The 22404-nt window shown below is 40.4% G+C and carries 17 protein-coding genes and 1 tRNA gene; 8 read left to right on the forward strand and 10 right to left on the reverse strand.

All coding sequences use genetic code 11. From position 1 onward, the window contains the following. Positions 1-338: 338 nt before the first annotated feature. Positions 339-2357 carry a glycoside hydrolase family 97 protein gene (locus ACRD7A_RS16715; RefSeq protein WP_430812404.1) on the forward strand — a complete coding sequence of 673 codons (2019 nt, stop codon included), beginning with the start codon at positions 339-341 and terminating at the stop codon, positions 2355-2357. A 66-nt stretch (positions 2358-2423) separates the two neighbouring features. Here the strand turns inward: ACRD7A_RS16715 and ACRD7A_RS16720 are convergent, their stop codons facing one another. Then, the gene (locus tag ACRD7A_RS16720; RefSeq protein ID WP_430812403.1) at positions 2424-3386 is read right to left on the reverse strand and encodes a glycoside hydrolase family 130 protein; all 963 of its coding nucleotides are present in this window, start codon (positions 3384-3386) and stop codon (positions 2424-2426) included. Between the two features lie 12 nt (positions 3387-3398). Then, positions 3399-4667, reverse strand: a complete 1269-nt coding sequence (locus ACRD7A_RS16725; protein ID WP_430812402.1) for an MFS transporter — start codon at positions 4665-4667, stop codon at positions 3399-3401. A 202-nt stretch (positions 4668-4869) separates the two neighbouring features. Here ACRD7A_RS16725 and ACRD7A_RS16730 point away from each other — a divergent pair, with 202 nt between their 5' ends. Beyond that, complete coding sequence (locus ACRD7A_RS16730) at positions 4870-5526, forward strand: DUF4956 domain-containing protein (RefSeq protein WP_430812401.1); 657 nt, start codon at positions 4870-4872, stop codon at positions 5524-5526. Positions 5527-5573: 47 nt separating this feature from the next. Here the strand turns inward: ACRD7A_RS16730 and ACRD7A_RS16735 are convergent, their stop codons facing one another. From ACRD7A_RS16735 to ACRD7A_RS16745, 3 genes are all read right to left on the reverse strand, one after another. Next, positions 5574-6287, reverse strand: a complete 714-nt coding sequence (locus ACRD7A_RS16735) for a LytR/AlgR family response regulator transcription factor (protein WP_430812400.1) — start codon at positions 6285-6287, stop codon at positions 5574-5576. A 64-nt stretch (positions 6288-6351) separates the two neighbouring features. Beyond that, on the reverse strand, positions 6352-7038 hold the full coding sequence (locus ACRD7A_RS16740; RefSeq protein WP_430812399.1) for a TrmH family RNA methyltransferase: 687 nt from the start codon (positions 7036-7038) through the stop codon (positions 6352-6354). Positions 7039-7120: 82 nt separating this feature from the next. Further along, entirely contained in the window at positions 7121-7393 is a 273-nt protein-coding gene (locus ACRD7A_RS16745) for an HU family DNA-binding protein (RefSeq protein ID WP_212226352.1), read from the reverse strand. Between the two features lie 249 nt (positions 7394-7642). On the opposite strand from ACRD7A_RS16745, the gene ACRD7A_RS16750 reads away from it, so the two are divergent. The 5 genes from ACRD7A_RS16750 to ACRD7A_RS16770 all read left to right on the forward strand — a co-directional run bounded on the left by ACRD7A_RS16750 (position 7643) and on the right by ACRD7A_RS16770 (position 13220). Then, a tRNA-Ser gene (locus ACRD7A_RS16750) sits at positions 7643-7727 on the forward strand. Between the two features lie 309 nt (positions 7728-8036). Beyond that, positions 8037-9251, forward strand: a complete 1215-nt coding sequence (locus ACRD7A_RS16755) for a site-specific integrase (RefSeq protein WP_430812398.1) — start codon at positions 8037-8039, stop codon at positions 9249-9251. Positions 9252-9871: 620 nt separating this feature from the next. Beyond that, on the forward strand, positions 9872-10687 hold the full coding sequence (locus ACRD7A_RS16760; protein WP_430812397.1) for a hypothetical protein: 816 nt from the start codon (positions 9872-9874) through the stop codon (positions 10685-10687). Beyond that, positions 10644-12038, forward strand: a complete 1395-nt coding sequence (locus ACRD7A_RS16765; RefSeq protein WP_430812396.1) for a PCMD domain-containing protein — start codon at positions 10644-10646, stop codon at positions 12036-12038. Before ACRD7A_RS16760 ends, ACRD7A_RS16765 begins: the two co-directional genes overlap by 44 nt. Before the next feature lie 6 nt (positions 12039-12044). Then, positions 12045-13220, forward strand: coding sequence for a BamA/TamA family outer membrane protein (locus tag ACRD7A_RS16770; protein ID WP_430812395.1), 1176 nt, complete (start codon positions 12045-12047; stop codon positions 13218-13220). A gap of 1150 nt (positions 13221-14370) precedes the next feature. On the opposite strand, the gene ACRD7A_RS16775 is transcribed toward ACRD7A_RS16770, so the two are convergent. Beyond that, a complete protein-coding gene (locus tag ACRD7A_RS16775; protein ID WP_430817957.1) occupies positions 14371-16011 on the reverse strand; it encodes an IS1182 family transposase in 1641 nt (546 codons plus the stop codon). A gap of 67 nt (positions 16012-16078) precedes the next feature. Here ACRD7A_RS16775 and tnpA point away from each other — a divergent pair, with 67 nt between their 5' ends. Beyond that, positions 16079-16492, forward strand: coding sequence for an IS200/IS605 family transposase (gene tnpA / locus ACRD7A_RS16780; RefSeq protein WP_430812394.1), 414 nt, complete (start codon positions 16079-16081; stop codon positions 16490-16492). A gap of 135 nt (positions 16493-16627) precedes the next feature. On the opposite strand, the gene ACRD7A_RS16785 is transcribed toward tnpA, so the two are convergent. Genes ACRD7A_RS16785 through ACRD7A_RS16800 form a run of 4 tightly spaced genes read right to left on the reverse strand, consistent with a single transcriptional unit; the run spans position 16628 to position 22404 of the window. Then, on the reverse strand, positions 16628-19384 hold the full coding sequence (locus ACRD7A_RS16785) for a M16 family metallopeptidase (RefSeq protein ID WP_430812393.1): 2757 nt from the start codon (positions 19382-19384) through the stop codon (positions 16628-16630). Positions 19385-19425: 41 nt separating this feature from the next. Then, the gene (locus ACRD7A_RS16790; RefSeq protein WP_430812392.1) at positions 19426-20175 is read right to left on the reverse strand and encodes a hypothetical protein; all 750 of its coding nucleotides are present in this window, start codon (positions 20173-20175) and stop codon (positions 19426-19428) included. Between the two features lie 4 nt (positions 20176-20179). Then, positions 20180-20875 carry a hypothetical protein gene (locus ACRD7A_RS16795; RefSeq protein ID WP_430812391.1) on the reverse strand — a complete coding sequence of 232 codons (696 nt, stop codon included), beginning with the start codon at positions 20873-20875 and terminating at the stop codon, positions 20180-20182. Between the two features lie 2 nt (positions 20876-20877). Further along, entirely contained in the window at positions 20878-22404 is a 1527-nt protein-coding gene (locus ACRD7A_RS16800) for a RagB/SusD family nutrient uptake outer membrane protein (RefSeq protein WP_430812390.1), read from the reverse strand.

Raw genomic sequence — 22404 nt, forward strand, 5'->3', positions numbered from 1 at the left:
ATTGCAGTTATGTGCCTGTTTTAGGTCAATCTATTTCTATTTAAGTATGCTGCTGTGCCAGTATTTTCTTTACATTTTACTTGTACATCCATAGTATTAAGCTGTTGTTATGTAATGAGTTGTTGTTTTGTATTTCTATACACTCCCCTGTATTTCTCCTTAATCGGTTTCTTTTGGCTTAGGTTCGATATAACTTAGCAATACTAAATGGCCTTCATTTTTTAGTGCAGCCAAACCTTTAAAGGGCTGGGTTCATTGATGCCATTCAAAAATGGTGGATGAGGGGAGTAGTGCATTATACTAATACAAAAAGTATCGTTCATAAATAAATATAGACAATGAAAACAATCGTTTACACTTTAGCCGTTTTACTCATTATTTTGGGTCAGTATGGTTGTCGTTCAAATGAAGCGGGTAATAAAGTTACCTCGCCCGACCAGCAACTGACCATTGCATTAGAATTAAACGATGGCAAACCTTTCTACTATGTTACCTTCAAGCAGGATACTGTTATTTATCCCTCTCAATTGGGTTTTACTTTTAAAGATTTACCGGCTCTTACGGGTGATTTTACAATTTTAAGCACTAAAATAGCTGAACATCAATTATCGTGGGAGCAACCCTGGGGTGAAAATAAAACGGTTCAGAACCATTATCAGGAGCTTGTGGTTTGCCTGCAGGAAACAAGTGAACATAAGCGTTTCATGAATTTGTATTTCAGGGCTTACAACGATGGGGTTGCCTTTCGCTATGAACTGCCGGAGCAGAACAGTCTGAGTGATTTTGTGATCATGGATGAACTCACTCAGTTTGATGTGAGTGGCAATCCGGATACCTGGTGGATATGGGCTGATTATAACACTTACGAAAAACTGTATCAGAAAACCTCAATGGAGGAAGCCTCATGGGTAGCTACCCCGGTAACCATGAAAGGGGAGAATAATGTGCATATCAGCATCCACGAGGCGGCATTAACTGATTATGCGGGCATGACCCTGAAGCAAAAAGAAAAAGGGATATATGAAGCGGAATTGGTGCCATGGGCCAATGGAGATAAGGTACGTGGATCGGTCCCCATGAAAACGCCCTGGCGTACCATTCAAATTAGCGATAATGCTGCTGGTTTAGTGCAAAGTAATCTGATCGTTAACCTCAATGAGCCTAGCCGCATTGACGATACCTCCTGGATAAAGCCCATGAAATACATCGGTATCTGGTGGGGCATGCACCTGGGTACCGAAACTTGGTATCCCGGGCCACGCCATGGCGCCACAACCGAAAATGCATTGGCACATATTGATTTTGCTGCCGCCAAGCAAATTGAAGGGCTTGTTATTGAAGGGTGGAACGATGGATGGGAGAACTGGGGTGCTAAAGATGCCTTTGACCATGTGACACCGGCCCGCGATTTTGACCTTGAAAAAGTAGCTGCTTATGCTCAGGAAAAAGGCGTGAAACTTATCGGGCACCACGAAACGGGCGGTGATATAGAATCCTACGAAAAGTATATGGAAGCCGCTTATAAGATGTGTCATGATTTGGGTATTCATGCTGTTAAAACCGGTTATGCCGGTGGTATTTATCCCCGCGGAGAACACCATCATGGTCAATTTATGGTTCGTCATTACCGAAAAGTAGTTGAACTGGCCGCCAAATATGAGATTATGTTGGATGTGCATGAGCCAATTAAACCAACCGGTATACGACGTACCTGGCCCAATATGATGACGCGTGAAGGAGTGCGGGGCATGGAATGGAATGCCTGGAGTGATGGCAATCCTCCATCGCACACCGTTATTATACCTTTTACACGAGGGCTTGCCGGCCCCACAGATTACACTCCCGGCACCTTTGATTTGTTGTTTGCCAATGCCGGTAAGCGAGAAAAGTGGAACGCTGACGATATTAGCATGACGCGTACCCACACCACACTGGCAAGGCAGCTGGCTAATTTTGTGATTTTATACAGCCCCTTGCAAATGGCCAGTGACCTCCCTAAGAACTATGAAGGACATCCGGCTTTTCAGTTTATTGCCGATTATGAAGCGGATTGCGATGAGTCGCGGGTGTTGAATGGTGAAATAGGACAATACATCACCCTTGCTCGCAGGAGCGGTGAGGAATGGTTTCTGGGCAGCGCTACCAATGAGGAGGCAAGAACGCTGACGGTGAAACTTGATTTTCTGGCACCCGGAACAAGTTACCTTGCTCAGGTTTATACGGATGCCGATGATGCCCATTGGAAAACGAACCCGCAAGCTTATGTTATTGAGGAAGACGAAGTGACCAGCGAAACAGTGTTGATACTTAAGCTGGCAGCAGGCGGAGGGCAGGCCATTCGTTTTGTAAGAAAATAATAATAAAAAACCGGAGGAGCTGAACCTGATTTGCTCTTCCGGCTTATTTTTATCTTTAGTGTTTTACTAAATCGAGTTGTTCTTTACGAAATCGATAATTTCCTGAAGGTAGCCAAAGGCTACCCCTACAACAGTATCAGCAGCTCCATAGTACACCACCACTTTTTCATCGTCGTTTAAGGCGGCGCAGGGGAATACTACGTTGGGCACATCTCCTGTGAGCTCATAAAGCTCGGCCGGCGCCAAAAGATATGGCTGGCTGCGGTAGAGCACTTTATCGGGCTGTTCCAGGTCGAGTAGGGCAGCCCCCATTGAATAGCGAAATCCGTTGCAGGTGTTAATCACCCCATGGTAGAAGATTAGCCATCCGTCCTTTGTTTTGATGGGTACGGCGCCGGCACCAATCTTCGTGCATTGCCAGGCGCTGTCCTCAAAAGGTGTTACTTTCATCACACAGCGGTGCTCGCCCCAGTACTTCATATCGGGGCTGTAGCTGATGTAGATATCGCCAAAGGGCGTGTGTCCGTTGTCACTGGGGCGACTCAGCATGGCATAGCGGCCATTTATTTTCTCGGGGAAAAGCACACCATTGCGGTTAAAAGGCAAAAAGGCGTTCTCGCACTGGTGAAAGGTTTTAAAATCAAAAGTATAGGCTATGCCAATGGTGGGGCCGTGATATCCATTACACCAGGTAATCCAGTACCGATCTTCGATAAAGGTAACACGTGGGTCGTACTTATAATCCGAGTCGATCATATTGGTGTTACCAGTTTCCATCACGATGGGCTCATGCTCAATGTCCCAGTTGATACCGTCTTTACTGAAGCCTGCAAATATATTCATCTGCACCGCTTTGTTGTCGCAGCGAAAAACACCGGCATAACCATCCTCAAAAGGTACTACGGCACTGTTGAAAATACTGTTTGACGTAGGTATGTGGTAGCGGCCAATAATGGGGTTTTTCGAGTAACGCCACATTACATCATTGTTGCCGGCAGGGCGTTCTTCCCAAGGTATTTGATTTTTCATTGTCATATAGTTTTATTGCTTGTTATCATCAGAATATACAAAAGGCACAAAGCGTGCGGCCAGTAAGGCCGGAATAGTGGCTATGAGCACCCATATAAAAAATTCTTTATAGCCCAGTAAGTCGCTCATCCATCCACTGATCATACCCGATGGGATAATGCCCAGGTTCATAATACCCGAGGCAAAGGCGTAATGGGCCATCTTGTATTTGCCGGGTGCCACCTGCTGCATCATAAAGAGCATTAACCCAACAAAGCCAAAGCCGTATCCCAGCCATTCGGTTAATACCGAGGCATAGACCCAGGCAATATTATCGGGGCGGAAAAGGGAGAGGAGGAAATAGCACACAAAGGGCACATTAAAGGCCAGTGCCAGATACATCAATGAGCGTTTCAGCCCTCGTTTTGAAATAAAATAACCCCCCAAAAGCGATCCGGCCACAAAGGAGATACTGCCGGCACCGTAGACAGAGGCCACGGTAGAGGTATCAAACCCCAGTCCACCGTCGGCTGTTGAGGCCTTTAGGAACAGGGGCACAATCTTTAGTGCCAGTCCTTCGGCAAAGCGGTAGAGTATGATAAATACAATGTGCCAGATGATCATTTTCTTCTGAAAGAAAGTTCTGATGACTTCCAGTAAAGTGTTAAACCCGTCCTTCAGTGAGGTAACCTCGTGGGTAGAGCTGCCACCCGAAGGTAGCATTTTTAGGTGGTAGAAGCCCAGTAAGATCATCAGAGCACCGCAGCTGGCCATGGCCCACATCCAGGCAGTGGCCGGTCCCATGGTTTTGCTGAGCTCGCCGGCCAGGTAGGCAAAGCCCGACATGGATAAGAATTTGGCGATGTTATAGGCAGCTCCCTGCCATCCGATGTATTTGGCTTGCTCCTGAGGAGTGAGGGCACTGATGTACACGCCGTCGGTGGCAATGTCGTGGGTGGCTCCGCTAAAGGCCAGCAGGGCAAAGAAGGCGATGGAATACTGAAAAAAGGACGGTAGATGAAGCGAGAAAGCTACAAAAACCAGTGAGATGCCGGTTATCCATTGCGTTGCCAATACAAAGTGTTTCTTTGTTTTAAACATTTCCAGTAGCGGACTCCAGATAGGCTTAAAGGTCCACGGCAGTGTTATCAATGCGGTCCAAAAGGTAATCCGGGCATCGCTGACCCCCAGATCTTCATACATGAGTACCGAAGCCATGGTGACCAGTGCAAAAGGCAGCCCCATGGCAAAATACACCGAGGGTATCCACAGGGCAGGAAGTAATTGTTTGGATTTATTCATTTGTTTATGTTTTGTGTCTACATTAATGACGGTTTTAAGCCCTTATGCCCGCATTGCAGGGGCTGCTTTATTTTTAAGTCAGGTAGTTTTACTGCCCTGTTTTTAAACCGACGCGCAATAATAGTATAAAAAATCGATGGTATTGTAATCTGCTTTCCCGATATTGCAATAACGAAGTTTAATCATTCAATATTGCTGTTATATGGCGTTTAGTTTATCTGAACTTAACCTTGTGAATGTGGATAATCTGCTGCAATTGATTATACGATTCACCTTCAACCTGCTGGTTACCCTTGTTTTGGTTCGCATTCTTTACTATCAGAATACTCGTCGTAAAGATTATCTTTTCACTTTTCTGCTAATCAGTACCATTGTTTTCTTATTGTGTATTCTGCTCGAAAATGTGAACCTTCAGTTGGGCTTTGCCCTGGGCCTGTTTGCAATCTTTGGTATTATCAGGTATCGCACCACTCAGATACCCATTAAGGAGATGACTTATTTGTTCATCACCATTGGTGTGTCGGTAATTAATGCGCTGAGTGGCTCTAAGGTAAGTGTGGCCGAGCTGGTAGTAACCAACCTGCTGGTGATTGCCGTTACTTTCGCGCTGGAGCGTTTGTGGCTGTTAAAGCACGAGTCGAGCAAGCTGATTATTTACGAGAAGATAGAGCTGATAACACCAGCTCGTTATGACGAGATGCTGGCTGACCTGAAGGAACGCACCGGGCTGGATATTCATCGTGTTGAGGTAGGGCGGATTAACTTTTTGCGCGATACAGCCGACGTTATTATTTACTATTACAATGCCGGCGTAAGTAATGTAACAGATTTTGAAGTTGGCGATGACGATGATGATTAGTTGCTATTGGAAACAAAAAAAACCGTCGTTTAGACGGTTTGGTGTTTTTATCGGGTGATTAAGTTAATGTCATCCATTAAGCGGTCTTTATAGGACTTGCCAATGGGGATTACCTTGGAGCCGCCTTCGTAGTTAATGACTACAGAGTTGTCTTCAATTACTTTTATCTTGTTAATGTTAACGATAAACGAGCGATGCACACGTACGAAACGCTCTGACGGCATTTTCTCCGAGATGGCTTTCATAGTAAAGTGGATAGTAAACTTATCCTTAAATGTGTTGAGTACTACATAATTCTCTAAGGCCTCAATCCACAATATATCGTCGTATTTAACACGTACCAGCGAGCTGTTGTTTTTGATGAATATTTCGCTACTCTCACGTGTTACTGTCTCTTTTTCTTCAGATCTTTCAAGGGCGCGCTTTACCGCTTTGATAAAACGTCCGTATTGTACCGGCTTAAGCAGATAGTCGGTAACGTTATATTCGTAGGAATCAATTGCATATTTTTCCTGTGAGGAATATACAATAACCTGCGGCAGTTCATCCAACGATTTTAGAAAATCAATGCCACTCATCTCGGGCATCTCAATGTCTAAAAATATTAGGTCGACTGATGCTGCATCTGGTTTCGACAGGAAATTGATGGCACTGACGGCACTATCAAAGGTGCCTGACAGGTTTAGGTCATCTGTTTTTTCAACAAATTCCTGAATGATCTTTGTTGAAAGCTTGTCATCATCGATTATAATGCAATTCATAGAATCTGATTTTCCTCAAAAATAAAAAAATATCGTCACTAATAGTTGTATCATGCCGAAAATTTTACCTTTTAAAGTGGGTATTGTTTCTTTTGTTGAACTCATCGATAAGTAGGTCGCTACGTTTAATTGATTGTTTAAGCCATTCGAGGTAAAGTTCGTTGTACTCACTTGTGGATAATGGCCAGTCTATATCGCCCTGTTTTAGCTGGTGACTCAGGTGTTGCAGGGTGATGGCCGCACACACCGAGATGTTTAGACTCTCGGAAAAGCCCTGCATGGGTATTTTCATAAATTCATCAGCCTCCTGCATCACAGGGTCGGAGATGCCTTGGCGTTCGTTGCCAAACACAAAGGCGGCCTTGCCCTTGCTGAGGTCAAATTCGTGGAGACTTACATCGTTGCGGTGGGGTGTGGTGGCCACAATACGATAGCCCTGTGCCTTTAAATGTTGTAGGGTTTGCTTTGTGTTGTTGCTTGTCGCACCGTATCGGTGCATGTGCAGCCATTTGTTGGCACCCATCACTACCTGCGGGTTGATGTTGAAGGTGTTTCTATTTTCGATAATGTGCGCGTCTTGTACACCAAAACAGTCGCACGAGCGCAGTACGGCACTGGCATTTTGTGTCTGGTATATATCCTCAAGTACCACCGTTATGTAGCGTGTTCGTTGCTGTGCAACAGTTTGTAATTGCTGTATCCGATCCGGGGTCGAAAACTGTTCTAAAAAGGTAATTAATGTTTCAATCATGCTTCTGCTTATCTCAGTCCGATCCATGCAAAAAAAAGAGAGTGCACGAGCACTCTCCTTAATATCTTACAGTTGTTTTTTTTTAGTTGATAGCGTCGCTGAGTTCGCTACCGGCTTTAAATTTAACAACTTTTTTAGCAGGTATTTCAATTTCTTTACCGGTTTGCGGGTTTCTACCGGTACGAGCGCTTCTTTCAGAAACACCAAAAGAACCAAATCCTACTAAAGCAACACGACCACCGTCTTTTAATGCATCGCCAGTTACTTTAATAAATGCGTCCAACGCTTTTTTAGCATCTGCTTTTGTTAATTCTGCTTCACCAGCAATCGCATCAATTAATTGAGCCTTGTTCATAATACTCCTTAATTTTAGGGTTAACTAATTTAATTCTTAAACTTTCCTCTACAAATATAGAGTATTTCCCATGTTTACCAAATGTTCGGCATAAAAAGTGAGATAAAAATGATTCATTAGAAGACATATTATCTTCATCAGTATTTATTCGTGGCTAATTGCAATATTTTTTTCGAGAAAGTGTTGGTGTGAATGATTAAATGTCTATATTTGCACCCGCATTGAAGGAAATGCATATCATTATTTACTGGAGAGATGGCAGAGTGGTCGAATGCGGCGGTCTTGAAAACCGTTGTACCGCGAGGTACCGGGGGTTCGAATCCCTCTCTCTCCGCATTGCAAAAGTCAAATTACATCAAAAGGCTGTAAATCAAATGATTTACAGCCTTTTTCATTTGTTCTGAAATCATATATTCCCATATTTATATAAAAGTTAAGAGAGCTCTCTGGTGAACGAATCCTTTCTCATTCATGTTCACTGAATATTCCGTAACAAATTGAATCAAAATGCATTGAAATTATTTTCTAGCCCTAATGCTCTTGACGTAATTACAGTGTTTTTGTAAATTGAGTGAACACTTTTGGATATTTCAAATCTTCTTGCATTTGCCAAAGTGTATTAAACCGTTCTAAAACGTCTGTTATGAATACATTTTCTGTTCTAAAAGTTAGTTTCCTGATACGAAAGAATAGGACTAATAAACATGGTGAAGCTCCAATTTACATGCGCATTTCCATTGACCAGGGGCGGACTGAGATTACAACAGGCCGATACATCAATGCTTTAAGCTGGAATGGGAAATTAAATAAGGCCTATCCTAAAAGGAAAGGTGGAACACAGATAAATCAATTCCTGGATGTATTGAAGAATGGCATTTTTGACCACCACACGGACATGGTGAAGAAAGGGGAACACATTTCTGCTAAAACTTTAAAAAATCGCTTTCTTGGCATCGAAGAAGACAAAAGAACGCTATTGGAGGTTTTTGAATATCACAACAGGCAATTATCTGAACTATCCGGCATTTCTTATTCCCCTGCGACCATTCAACGCTATGTGACGACCCTTGACCATATTAAGAACTTTATCAAACATCAATACAAGCTGGATGATATCGCACTTAATCATCTCAAGTTTTCTTTTATCACAGATTTAGAGCACTACTTTAGGACTGTTCGCAAATGCAATAACAATACAACCTATAAATACATCAAGAATTTTAAGAAGGTAATTAATATCGCCATCCGCAATGAATGGCTGGAAAAGGATCCTTTCGCCAAGTACAAAGCTTCGCTAGTTGAAGTCAAGCGGGAGTTTCTTAGCAAGGATGAGTTGCATCAGCTCGAAGACCTTAAAATAAATATATCCCGTTTAGACACAGTTCGTGATATTTTTATCTTCTCCTGCTATTCTGGCCTAGCTTATATTGATGTGGCCAACTTGACGATGGACAATATCCGAAAAGGGATTGACGGTAATCTTTGGATAATCACTCAACGTCAGAAAACCAAAGTACCATCAAATGTTCCATTACTGCCCAAGGCAATTGAAATAATAGATAAGTACAAGTTCTACCCGGCTAAGAAAACCGAAGAGCATATTCTACCAAACCTCAGCAACCAAAAGCTTAACGCTTACCTTAAAGAGCTAGCAGACCTGGCATCTATTAATAAAAACCTCACTTTTCACACCGCCAGGCATACCTTTGCTACTACTGTTACTTTGGCTAATGGTGTTCCAATTGAATCCATCAGCTTTATGTTGGGACATAAAAACATTCGTACAACACAGATTTATTCGAAAGTAATTAACGAAAAAGTTAGCAGAGATATGAATGAATTGCGAAAGAAGATATAATTCTATTATTACACTTATAGACCAACGGGATGTTTCAATGGTTTTGGTCGCACCAAAACATAAACTTGCTAATAGCTTCGCTTAAGAAACAGGCATTAATATCTCGTAAGCTATTTCTACTCACTAACCATACAACTTCTTCTCTTTCCGATACATACATTGGTGCTTTTTTACATGCGTAAGCCACCTTCTTTTACAAGGTCATGGTTTGGCAAAAGGAAGCGGAATAAAAAGCCTCGTGCGATGGAAAGAAAAATCATGTCAAATAGATTTTGAGCGGACAAGGCAAAAGACTTGTATTTTGCGGTACGCAATAATAACAAGCTTTTTGCTGTCGGGTCTGTGCGGTGGGAGAGAAAATGTGTTTAAGTGATTTTGGCGCGTTTATGCCGAAAACTTTTGCATCAATCCACGACCGGTCACACCTTTGCTGAAGCATGTATAAAAAGCATGGCTTATTAATGATGATTTGCTCTATTTTTAGACTTAAACAACTTCACTACAATAACCTTAACAATATATTACTCCCCGATGATTCTAGCGTTAGAAATTGACTTTGTTTTCTTTTTATACGAAGTTTATGCCTTTAAATACTTTTTGCAATAAAAAATTATATCGCCATGATATATCAATTTGTTTATAGAATTCTAATAATTATTGGGGTATTTATGATTAGTCTGCACTCAAGTTATTCGCAAGAACAATACAAAGTCCCTAATGATAGTACTCACAAAGCATCTTTACGGGAGTTTAATATTAAGAAGGATTCTAAATTTGAAAAAGGAGATTTCTTTATAGGTGGTAATTTAAGCTTTGGTGGCTTAGAGGGTGAAAATGACTTTATTATAGCTAATGTCGACCTTATTGATGTAGACAAGCAAAATTTTAATGTCTCTTTTATTGGTGGTTATTTTATTAATCCCGTTACCTCATTCGGCTATCGAGGAAAATACAGCTATGTGAAGAATCAACAAACTCTGGAAGCAGATTTTTTAAATATCTCATTTAATGCAACAACATACAGAACACAGGTGGTTAGAGATCGCTATGAAAGTCACATTTTTATGCGTAACTATGTACCAATTGGCAAAAGCGGAAATTTTTACGTTGCCTCTGAAACTTCAGTATTTTATAGTATTAGTACTAGTTATCAGCGGGCTACTCGTAATCCTGGCATGGCCGATGAGAGCATTTCTACTATTTTCTCAGAAACATCTGGGATGGGTGCAGGTGTTGGCTTGGGTTTCACCTATTTTACATCACCAAAACTTGCGTTTGAATTACAATTGGGAGCAATTGGGGTGGAATACAAATGGAAGGACGTTTTAAAAGACAAAGTAGATGAAGGTAATTCTAAAAAATTTACCTTTCGCGATGGTATCAGTGTGCTGAATGTACAAGTTGGATTTACTTATTATTTTTTTGGAAATAATTAATTATACGTTTGTTATGAAAATCTTTACTGTAGTTACTATATTTTTATTGGGGTTGATGTCTTGTATAGATGAAGATGTGTTTGAGAAATCAAAACGCAACAGACCGACCGGAATATATGTTGTAAATCCAATAAATCCAGGAACCACTTTACAGGGAGATATTCAATGGGGAGATGGCACCGAAAGTAGTCCTGATCAGGCTTTTGTAAGCTTGCCCCCCAACTCTTCATTGGATAGCATCCAAATTCAAAGTATTACTATTCCATCATTGGCATGGGTCGAACCAGATTATCGAACGATATACGATTTCAATGATATTCAAACCTTTTGGGTTGTGGCCGAAAATGGTATTGACCGAAGACAGCTGGATGTTTCTATGAGTGTAGGTGAGTTTGAGCGTCAAATTAAATATGGTTCATTAACAAATTACTGGTTTCCAATTGGTCAATTTAGTGATGGTAACAATTACTTTTCAGTAGGGGAAGAAGGGCAATACACCCCTTGGGCTAACACTAATGTAGTGGCGGCAGTTCTTAATAAAGCAACGTGCATTCCCTCTGAATTTCCATATCCTAACGGCCATGTTACACTTACAACTCTTTATAATGGTGTTGCAGGAAGTACAGTAGGTTCAGGTATTGCAGCGGCAACTATTTTTGTGGGTGCATTTAGAGCAAACGGTGCTAATTTTCTTCCTCGAGACAAACAACGCAATAATACAGATCATGGAATACCGTTTGTTTATAAACCTAAGGGATTGCGATTTGAATACAAGTATAAGCCGGGCACACAGGTAGTTGAGTGGGTGCAGGGAAGTGGTGTCACCAAGTGGGTCGCTGAAGAACGAAATGAGACTGACTCCATGGAAATATGGGCCATTCTTCATAAACGTGTTTACGATCAACAAAACCCGGCTAATACTAAGTTTTATCGGATTGGTTCAGCGGGCTTTATCAGTTCAGAAACAGTAGAAGAATGGAGAAGCCACGAAATAACATTTTATTATGGACGTCAAGAGATTGAAAATAGTATCGAAGCTGATCCCTTTTCATATCGTGTAGCTGGCATTAACAAGCCCTGGGCACCAATATGGGTGCATCAATTCTATACAGATCCTGAATCTGGAGTCAATGGCCCTCCAATACAGGAAACAGGCAATAGTTCTAATTGGAAATATACAACCCAACGCATCTTAGAAATATGGGGGAACAATACAGATACACCAACACATTTATCGCTCAATTTTACGGCAAGTGCTGGAGGATATCGTTATAAAGGAGCCGGAGTTAATCCGTCAAAAGGTCATGACGGTTCAACCTTAGAAATAAGAAATGTTGAATTAATCTATTAACCTGCATTGAAACAATTAACTGCTTTTCTAATATGCGTCTTACTATATGGAAACTTAGTAAGTATTTCTGCACAAAAGGATAGTTTAAGGCTTGCAAGGAAAGAGCAACGCAATGCACGCTTCAGTATATTAGGTGGTCCTGGGTATTCTCCGGAAACCGGTTTACTTATTGGGGGTAGTATGCTGGCAACATTTGATATCAACAGGCTTGATACTCTTAAACCGCGGTCAGTTGTTCCTCTTGCATTTGGCATCATCTTATCAAATGGGGGTGGCATAACTCTTTCAAGCCGTCCACAATTATTTTTTAACGCTGATCGCTTAAGGATTACAGGCCAGCTATCATATAGACAAAGCCCTGATCATTATTATGGAGTCGGTTACCAGAACGCTCTTCATACAATAAGAAGTGATTCTACAACCGCTTTTGATGGAATACTCTTTCAGTTCAACCCAGTTATTCTGTTGAAGCTAGGGCACAGTCGCTTTTACCTTGGTCCAATGATTGATTTCGTGCATGAACAAATAAATAAACCATCAAAAGGCATAGTTGACGATCCTTATTACGCGAGATATGGAGGAACTGAAACAGGCTATGTGATGACTACCAATAGCATTGGCTTTAGTCTTTCATATGACACCAGGGATGTACCAGCAAATGCCTACAAAGGGATATTTCTTGATGTAAAAGTTACTTATGCAGATAACTGGTTGGGAAGTGATGTGCAATTTGGTACCTATGCGTTGGAATACCGCCAATATCAGTCTATAAGGCCTTTCGGACCGCGTAGAATTTTAGCCTGGAACATCAGTAGTAAGTACAGTTTTGGTGATGTACCGCCAACACGCATGCAGCGCATTGGCACGCCATTTGATTTGCGTGGTTATTACAGCGGTCAATTCCGTGATGCAGCGGGGAATGTGTTCGTAGCTGAATACCGACACATGTTTAACACCGGAAGTGGCAAAATTGGTCGTTTATGGAAACATATTGGTTTTGCTGGGTGGGCAGGAGCTGGCTTTATGGGATCTTCTCCATTTGATATCGAAGGTGTATTGCCAAATGCTGGACTTGGCTTACGCATAGAGTTACAGCCTCGTATGAACTTTCGATTGGATGTCGGACGTGGATTCAAGTCCAATCAAACCCTCATTTATTTTAATATGACTGAGGCATTTTAATCGTCTTTTTAATCAAATAAATCTCCTGATTGAGTATTAAAAGCCATAAAATTGATAGTAAACCTGTTTGTATTCATTCATATGATTTTCGAAATTAGTAAGTTTTACTATTCAACCTGTATACTAAGTTCTATGTACTCACTTTTAGCAAACCCCTAAAACATAAGGCTACATTTCATTGCCTACATACTGAATTGTTAGAATCGACGTAGCCCATTAACTTATCGATTTGAGATCCAAATTTTGTTTTCGTCTTTTCTTTTCCTCGAACGATTAACCTAAGCTCGATTTGAGTTAATTATGCGAATCAATAGGGGAAATAATCTACAAGAAAATGATATAAACGATTACAAAACAACAAGTGAAATCCTATTATATCATTAATATTCTGAGTTTTAAACTGCATTTAGAAGCTTTTGTAGATATGATTTCCAAGGATAAAGACGACAAGCTAGTAAGAATATGTTTTCTCATCTGTGATTATTTTGAAGAGTTACAATATAACTGTGAACGGTTCAATTATAACAATAAGCCAGAGTTTGCTGATCAAGAGATAATGACTTTTTATCTTTATGCAATACGTTATAAAGGCCATACAACAATCAAACATATTCACCGCTTTGTAAATGAATACTTAAAGGATTGGTTTTCCAAAACAACAAGTTATCAGTCATTTATAAATCGCATCAACAGGATTAAGGAAGCATTCTCTAGACTGATTGAGTTGTTAATAACCGTCTATGCGCCTAGTGATTGACTTTTTGATCAGAGCTTGTTGGATTCAATGCCAATTATTAGATGCTCTGACAAGTGCTCAGGAAATAACCGATAAGGGATTCTGCTCAACAAAGGGATTGTATTATTATGGAATGAAGCTGCATACTCTTGTATGCTGTCGCAAAGGCAGACCTCCACATCCTGAACAGATTTAATTAACCCCAGCCTCTTTAAATGATATTTCCTTAGGCTACAATGTCATATAGAAATAATTCACAATAAGAGAACTCTGCGAAATATAAGGTAGACTATAAAGGGTCAAGCTCTAACCAAGCTTAACCCTATGAATATTTATTCAAAAATAAAGAGGGTGTCCAAAATTGAGACATCCTCTTTTTTTGTGCTTATAAATTAAATTGCTTTGGTCTAATTGTTATGCTGCTATGAAGTTGTGAGCGGACTGATATTTATGTTTACAGCTTAATACGATAGCTAATAGTCTTTTTATGAATAAAACAGAGGCATTTAGAGCCTTTTTCTTCAGCTTTTTGGTCATTTTACTAATATTTAAAGCAATCGCCACCAGGCCAAACTCCAGGCCAACACCATCGAGCCCTTTTAATTTAAACCGATTAAACCCTTTGTTGTATTTTATCTGACCAAAGACGGCCTCTGGCTCAATGGGGCGTTTACTTCGGTGTTGTAGGCCTTTATCACTATTCAGCGCTTCTCTGGCTTGTTGCTTGTAAGCTCTCAGTCTAAAGTTTACTTCAATGCTGCGGTTGCCTTTGCCTTTGAAGCATCGGCCTCTGATGTGGCACTTACTGCAGTTTTTTGCCCTATACTTTCTAAGTGTACTTTTATAGCCATGGGTATTTTGTTTTGCGTACTCTGTAACAAAATGCATGTGCTGCCCCATCGGGCATACAAAGTAATCGCCAACTGTATTGTAATGCAGATTCTCTACTTTATAGGGATTGGTTTTAAATGCTTTCTTTTGTTCTGCATGAAAATAGTTGAACTTCACATAGTGCTCAATTTTCTCTTTTTCAAGATGCTCATAGTTTTCTTCGCTGCCATAGCCACTATCGGCTACAACCTCTTTAGATTGCTTATTGTAGCGGGTCTGAAACCCCGTGAGATAATCAATAAAGGTGCGTGTGTCGGTCGGATTCTGATAAATGCCATAATGAGTAATAAACTGGTTCTCGGTACTCATCTGCACATTGTAAGCCGGCTTTAACTGGCCGTTCTTCATGTGGTCTTCTTTCATCCGCATGAAGGTGGCTTCCTTGTCGGTTTTAGAACAGGAATTGCGGTTGTCACCAATGTCTTCGAGCTTTTGTTCATATTCTTCAAGCTTGGGCAGGTGCTTATTCTCCAACTCTTTTACCAGCTTCTTAACCGGTTTTTCCCGTGCTTTCTCTGACTGCTTGATTTGTGCAATCCGCTTTTTGAGTTCGTTGGAATCAAAGGGGCGAGGTTCGTCATCATGACTTTGATTGTCGTCAGCAATGCCCTGCTCAATCTGCTCCAGAATGTTAGCAATCTTCTTCTCCAGACTGACTTTGTACTTTTCCACAGACTTGCGCCAAACAAAACTATAGCGGTTGGCCTTGCTTTCAATCTTAGTACCATCAATATACTGTACATCCAGGCTCACATACCCCAAATCAACCAGGATGAGAACAACTTGGGTAAACAGTTTATGAATGTGCTTTTTCAGGCGCTTACTTCTAAAATCGTTAATGCACGAATGCTTCGGAAACTGTTTGCCGCTTAGCCACATATAAGCAATACTTTCTGTTAGGGCCTGCTCCATCTTACGGCATGAAAACACATTACTTAGATAGCTATAAAACAACACTTTTAGCAGCATTCGTGGATGATAACCTTTACAACCACCAGCTTTATAACTCTTTACTATACCGTCTATATCGAGCTCTTCCACTACTTGACTGACTATACGAACCGGTGCGTTCTCGGGAATAAACTCATCAAGGCGCGAAGGGAACAATTCGTATTGATTATGAATACAAAAGAGGGCATCCGTTTTTGGACACCCTCCACCAATATAGGCTTTGCCGTTAAAAACTCATGACTACTTTTCGTCTGTCGTTTTCAACAGAAAGAAACTAGTCATGAGCAGATTTAAAAAGTTATCACACAGTGTATGGTATTGTAACTATCATATAGTGTGGACACCCAAATATAGATATAGAATCTTAAAGGGTGAAATCAAAGCAGATATAGAGCGAAGTATTCATCAATTTGTGGAACAACAGGGAGGGTTAGTCGATGAACTCAATGTACAAATAGATCACGTCCATTTGTTAGCAAGTGTTCCACCCAAAGTATCCATATCGTCATTTGTTGTTAAAGTAAAAGGACAAACTTCAATCCGTATATTTCAGAAGTATAAATCATTAAAACAGAAACTGTATTGGGGCAATCATTTTTGGGCACGAGGTTATTGTGTTGATACAGTTGGTTTGGACGAGGAAATGATCAGAAAGTATGTGAAATATCAAGAAGAACGCGAGCCCAATAAATAGTATTAATAACCGAAGACGACAATCGCCTTGCCTCCTTTGGAGGCATAAGGCAATTTCATCCCCCTTTGGGGGTTATATCAAAGCTCCGCCCTTAGGGTGGAGTTTTTTACTTCTATAATTCGGACTGTGTAAAATTTACATTTCCGATTTAAATGTCAAATTGAGTATATCTGCTCCATTAAAATAGTTCTGCATTATTTTATTGACATCAGCCAAGGTTAATTTATTAATGACTTTCAATTTATACTTGGCAGCCGTCGTGTTCTTTTCACCTTTCAAGGCATACTCTACATCCACCATCCAGTCATCTTTATACTTTAGATCTTTTAGCAAGGTCTGACGGATTTTTGTAACCGACTCCTCAAAATGAGTTGGCGACACTCCACTCTGCAGAATAGCGTTCATCACCATGGCCACTTTGACTTTTAAATCCTGCGCACGTTCGGGCGCACATAGAAACTGTACAGAGGTCATGAGACAATTGCCCATCTCCTTTTCATGGCGCTGTTCCACAGAAATCTTATACGTACCGCCTTCCTTCTCCCGGATGATGCGTACCAGTTCATTGTGCACAAAGGATTTGATGATGGCATGACTGATCTGCTCCTGGTTGGTATACGCCACCTGCTTGTTGTATACAATCAGATTGATGGCTTCTTTTTGATCGGTAACATATTCAAATGTTTTTTCATTGTAGCCCTTTGGAAACAGGTACGGATAGTCTATCGGCGCATCACAGCGATCGATGTCAGTAATATTGGCCAAGTATGTTTTAAGATAACCTTCAATGACTTCCGGCTTTAAATTGGCCGTGATGAAAAAGGTCCAGTCACTGGCATCACCAATGCGCGCTTTGTACACGCGTTCAATAGCAGCCAGGTTCAAATTATTGTAATACGACTCGTCAGCCTTCACATAACGTTTATCTCCATTCAGCAGTATACTGTTAAAGTCAGCCTGCATCAGCTCTTCAATTGATTTAGTTTGTTTTAAACTCGCCAAACCGGCAGCGATGAACTCCTGTAGCTTTGCTTCGTCGAACCGGGGCTGTTCAAACTGGGCATAAATAACCTGCATCAGGTCATCCAGACTGTCTTTATGACAACCGCCTTGTAAACGCTCAGTTTGTTCTGTGAGGTAAACCTGACTTTTAACCTGTTTTTGCGCAATAAGCTTAGCATATTCAATGGTACTTAAATTCCCCAGCCCAAACATGTGCTGTTTATCAATAAGCAAGCTAGCCGGTAAATCCTGCTCCGGAATAACGCTGGTGCCGCCAGGGCTTTTTGCATAAATCAGCACCCGGTCCTCAATTTTAGGATCCTTTTTATACAGTACTATCAGGTTGTTGGGTAAAATATATTTGATGGCACCATACTTACCCATTTTCTGCATTTGCAATGATTCAACAGGAGCCGGCAGCGCACTCAACAATGGCTTATTGCAATTAATTGCCGGGCGCTGCCATTTTTCGTCTGTCTGCAAAGCCGCTTTCAGCTCTTCTACGGTCAGAAAAGTCGCGTTAGTGTTGCCTTCCATCAAAATACTGGCATTTTTAGTATAATCAATGGCATCCACATAAGCCTTCAAGGCATCGAAACTTAAAGCTTCGATCAGGGCGATCATCTCCCGCGCCTCTGTATGGCTATCCTGAAAAACCTGCCCATTCAAAAACTCATCTTTTATTTTTTGCATAAAGGCTTCCTCGCTCAACGGTGCATCAGTTTCAAGCTGCGTTGCATAGTATGTCAGCCAGCGTTGCTTTTGTATTTCAAATTGTTCTTCAGTAAACGGATGGTCCTTTAAGGCGTTGATATAGCTGGCCACATAATGCATCGCCTCAGCGTCTTTGCCTGCTTTAGGCATTATCGAGAAGCGAATGGCTTCATAATCGCCCTTCAAATCTTCCAGAGCTACTTGCAGCATCGTAAACGGAATAGGACCGGCTTCAATCATCCTGGAGATATCGTTTTTTATTAAGTTGCTCAAAAAGTTTCGCTTCAGTAGATACTTTTTATAATCCAGACTACTTTTCTCATAGGGCGTCTTAACCCGAAGCTCGTAATGATATGAGGTACTCTTAATATCATCTTCCTTGTAGGTAACCGTCAGTAAATCCGTGTTATCAGGCACTGTAATAACTGGCATAGCCAGTGCCCCAGTCGGTACTTTTTTAGCCTCGAACCGGGCTTTAATAGCGTCCTCTATTTTACCGACATTCACATCACCATATACAACCAGACTCTGCATATCGGGACGATACCACTTTTGATAAAAATCGCGGATGGTTTCGACCTTAAAATTCTCCAATACAGCCAGGTTACCAATAATGGAGCGGTGGCTCCAGCGGGTATCATTGTATCGGGCCAACTTAAATGCATTGATCTTTTTTTTAGTACCACGCATCACCTTTCGGTGCTCTTCGATGATCACGCCCCGTTCCTCATTCACATCTTTTTCGGTGAGCAATATGGCATCCGACCAGTCACTGGTGAGGTTCAACACATCGTTAACAGCAGCATCGTTATTGGTGGGTACATTATTGACAAAATACACAGTTTGATCAATGCCCGTATACGCATTGATGTTACGTCCGCGAATGATGCCATACTGACTAAAATGCTTACCAATGGTATTGGCCTCAAAATGCCGGGTGCCATTAAAAGCCATGTGCTCTAAAAAGTGGGCCAAACCATCTTCATAATCCTCCTCCAGGATAGCACCCGCTTTCTGAATAAAATAAAAAGTAGCTTTACCGGGCTTGGCTTTTGTTTTGTATATATAGTAAGTAAAGCCGTTATCAAGCTTACCTTTAATGATATCACCTGAACTATTTGCCTGCATTTGCCAGGCAAGAAGAGTAGAGGTGATTAACAAAAACAGTTGTTTCATAAACAAAAATTAAAGAGCTGCACTCCTGTGCAGCTTTAGTATTATTTTATGATTATTCTTAACACTTCTTTTTGCACATATTGCCTTCCTTCGTTACTTATTTTAACATCCAGTACATATGTATCATTAGGTAATGTTGTGCGATATGGAACCTGAATACTGCCATTCCCCCTTATGCCGGTATATTTTTCAGCATCTGGATCAGCAAATAAATCTAGCATTTCACTTGCATTTGCTTCATAATCAACCGAACGAATATTATCGATTTCAAAACGCAAAGGAAAAGTTCCTTCAATCCCCTGTATGGCATTAGTAACCCATGGCACATTATTGATATGACGTTTTAAACGCGTTTCGATATAGGTGCTAAGATAATATCTTATTGAACTAAAAGAACTCTTAATCTTGTATTTATACAAATCAGGATTACCTTTATCAGCCTCGCTTTTCACATAAAGAACATCCAAATAAATTCCATTTACATTTTGTAACTCAGCAGGTGTAAGTAGGTGGTCAGTCTTTGTTAATAGCTCTAAATAGCCATTTTCTAATTGGTCAAAATCATCATATACATCAACGGTATAGATTAAACGATAAAATTCACTCACAAGATCAGCATAATAGATTTCTGAAGTCACAGTCAAATCATCATCAATTTTAATAATGGCAGCCTTATCAATCACCAAACTGTCGATCCCATAAGTGGCATTTTCAGCATCAAGATAACCAACGGTAATCTCTTCGCAGGATGCAAATAATAATGCAAACAAGCTTATATATATAAATCTCATAATATTAATAATTTATCTGTCCAATAGTGTATTTATATGACAAAGAATGAACATAGCCATTGCTTGGATGAATATCTGCACTTGCAATTACTACCTCGGTGTATCTTAACACATTTCTTACTTTTAAGGTCACAGGGTATAACCCAGGTGCATCAGTTGTATTAGGGTCCTCTTTCCATGCAAAGATTGAGTTGCCGTATAACATATCTAATTGTGTTTTGCCAACAATATCACCAATTGTATAGTCTATATAACCCTTATTAAATGAACCTTTATTACGGGCACCAAGTAATATATGCGATTTGACAAAGTATGCACACAACTCCACAGGAATTTGACTAACTTCTTGGTATACATCCTTAGGAAATCGACCGGGTGCCCCATCATTAGGAATCATAATCCATGGATTTGGATCATACATCCAGCGACGGATTGAATGATTTGTAAATCCAAAGAATGTAATTGAATCAGCTAAATCTGATGTTCCTTCAAACAAATCAATTAAATATTCATCACCAGGATTTGTAGCTGCTCGTTCAATCATTTCAACGGTCATGCTCCAGTTATAATCATCTGACCTTAAGTAATCCATTATATTACCATCGAATTTGGCCTCCGCTAATCTATCGTAATGGAAATTATCTTTTTTACATGATGATACCAATACAACTAACAGCATCAAAAAAACTATCTTTTTCATAATTAGAAATATTTACTCCAGAATGGCATTTGTTTTAATAGTGTATTATTGTATGTAGCATGAATGTTATAGGGAAAGAATAATGCGCCGTCTTCTACATCCTGCTCGGTTACATCTTTTATATCTCCGTGCAGTAATTCAAAATACCTCTTACCACGTAAGATGTCAAAATAACGATGGCCTTCGAGCAATAACTCCCGCTCTCTTTCCCTAAAAATAGCATCTTCCAAGATTTCATTTCCGGAGTTAAATACATCAATTCCTGCACGAATACGGATAGTATTCAAATCTTCAATGGCAGCTCCATCTTGTCCCGCTAATGCCAGTAACTCAGCTCGTAACAAAATAATGCCTGATAAACGAAATACAGGATAATCACCTTTTGTACGGACATAGCGGTCGCTATTGTAATTAGGATTAAAAACCACTAAGGGATCCCGGCGTTTGTATACATATGCTAAATCCAATGCATTCATGTCAGCATCGGGTTGTCCATATTTATAAAAGTAAGAATGTGCCCTTGCATCTCTATCAGGATATAGTTCAGCCACTTTAGCATTGGTGATACCACGTCTTAAGTTTACGTTATCATTTGGACTACTAAATGGCTCAACAGGATAAGCTGTATAATCATCAATTAACGTAAGTCCTTGAATCTCGAATAAGTACAATCCATCTTCATGATTGGTATCAATTAAGTAAACTACTTCGGACCCCTTTCCAATCATACTTTGTTGACATACATCTTCATAGTTTGATTCCAATCCAAACTCAGGTCCCCGCTCATCTCCGTTAATAACCAAGTTTGTATACTCAATCGCTTTTTCAAGATATTCATTTTCTTGCCCACCAAAGGTGGCCATCCAAGCATGCATATGTGCTAATACAGCATATGCAGCACCTACACCAGGAATCTGGCGTGTAATTAGTGCTGCTCCCACTTCATCCACTTGTTTACTCCAGATATCAAGGTATTTCGCACTTTCTTCCACGTCGGCTATAGCCAAATCCAGAACATGCCTCCAAGGGGTAGACTTCTTTGATTCAATATCATCTACCTCAGTAATATAGATACAATCACCAAAACTACGTACCAGATTAAAATAAGAAAAACCACGAGTAAACAGTGCTACACCTTTGTAGAACTCTTTACGTTTGTCTTCCATTGGCACAGCATCGACATTTTCAATAATAAGGTTAGCTGTAGCAATCACTTTGTAGTAGTATCCCCAATGCTGATCACGTTCAATACCACTCCACTGAGCAATTTTTAGAATTAACTGATAATCAATTTGCTTTGGCAATTGATTAGGGTGCGCTTGTACCATCCCCCGTTCAGCAATACGCATATTACTGAAATAGGCTTCTTTTAATTGATTTTGCATACTGTATGTCAGACTCATTAAATCCTTCTCACTTTTAAAGTAATTGTAATGAGTGATAGAGTTTTCAGGCTCAATATCGAGCATATCTGTGCATGATGACAGAATTAAACTCAGACTAAATAAATAAATTATATACTTCTTCAT

The organism is Carboxylicivirga longa (assembly GCF_050589825.1).
Classification (GTDB): Bacteria; Bacteroidota; Bacteroidia; order Bacteroidales; family Marinilabiliaceae; genus Carboxylicivirga; species Carboxylicivirga longa.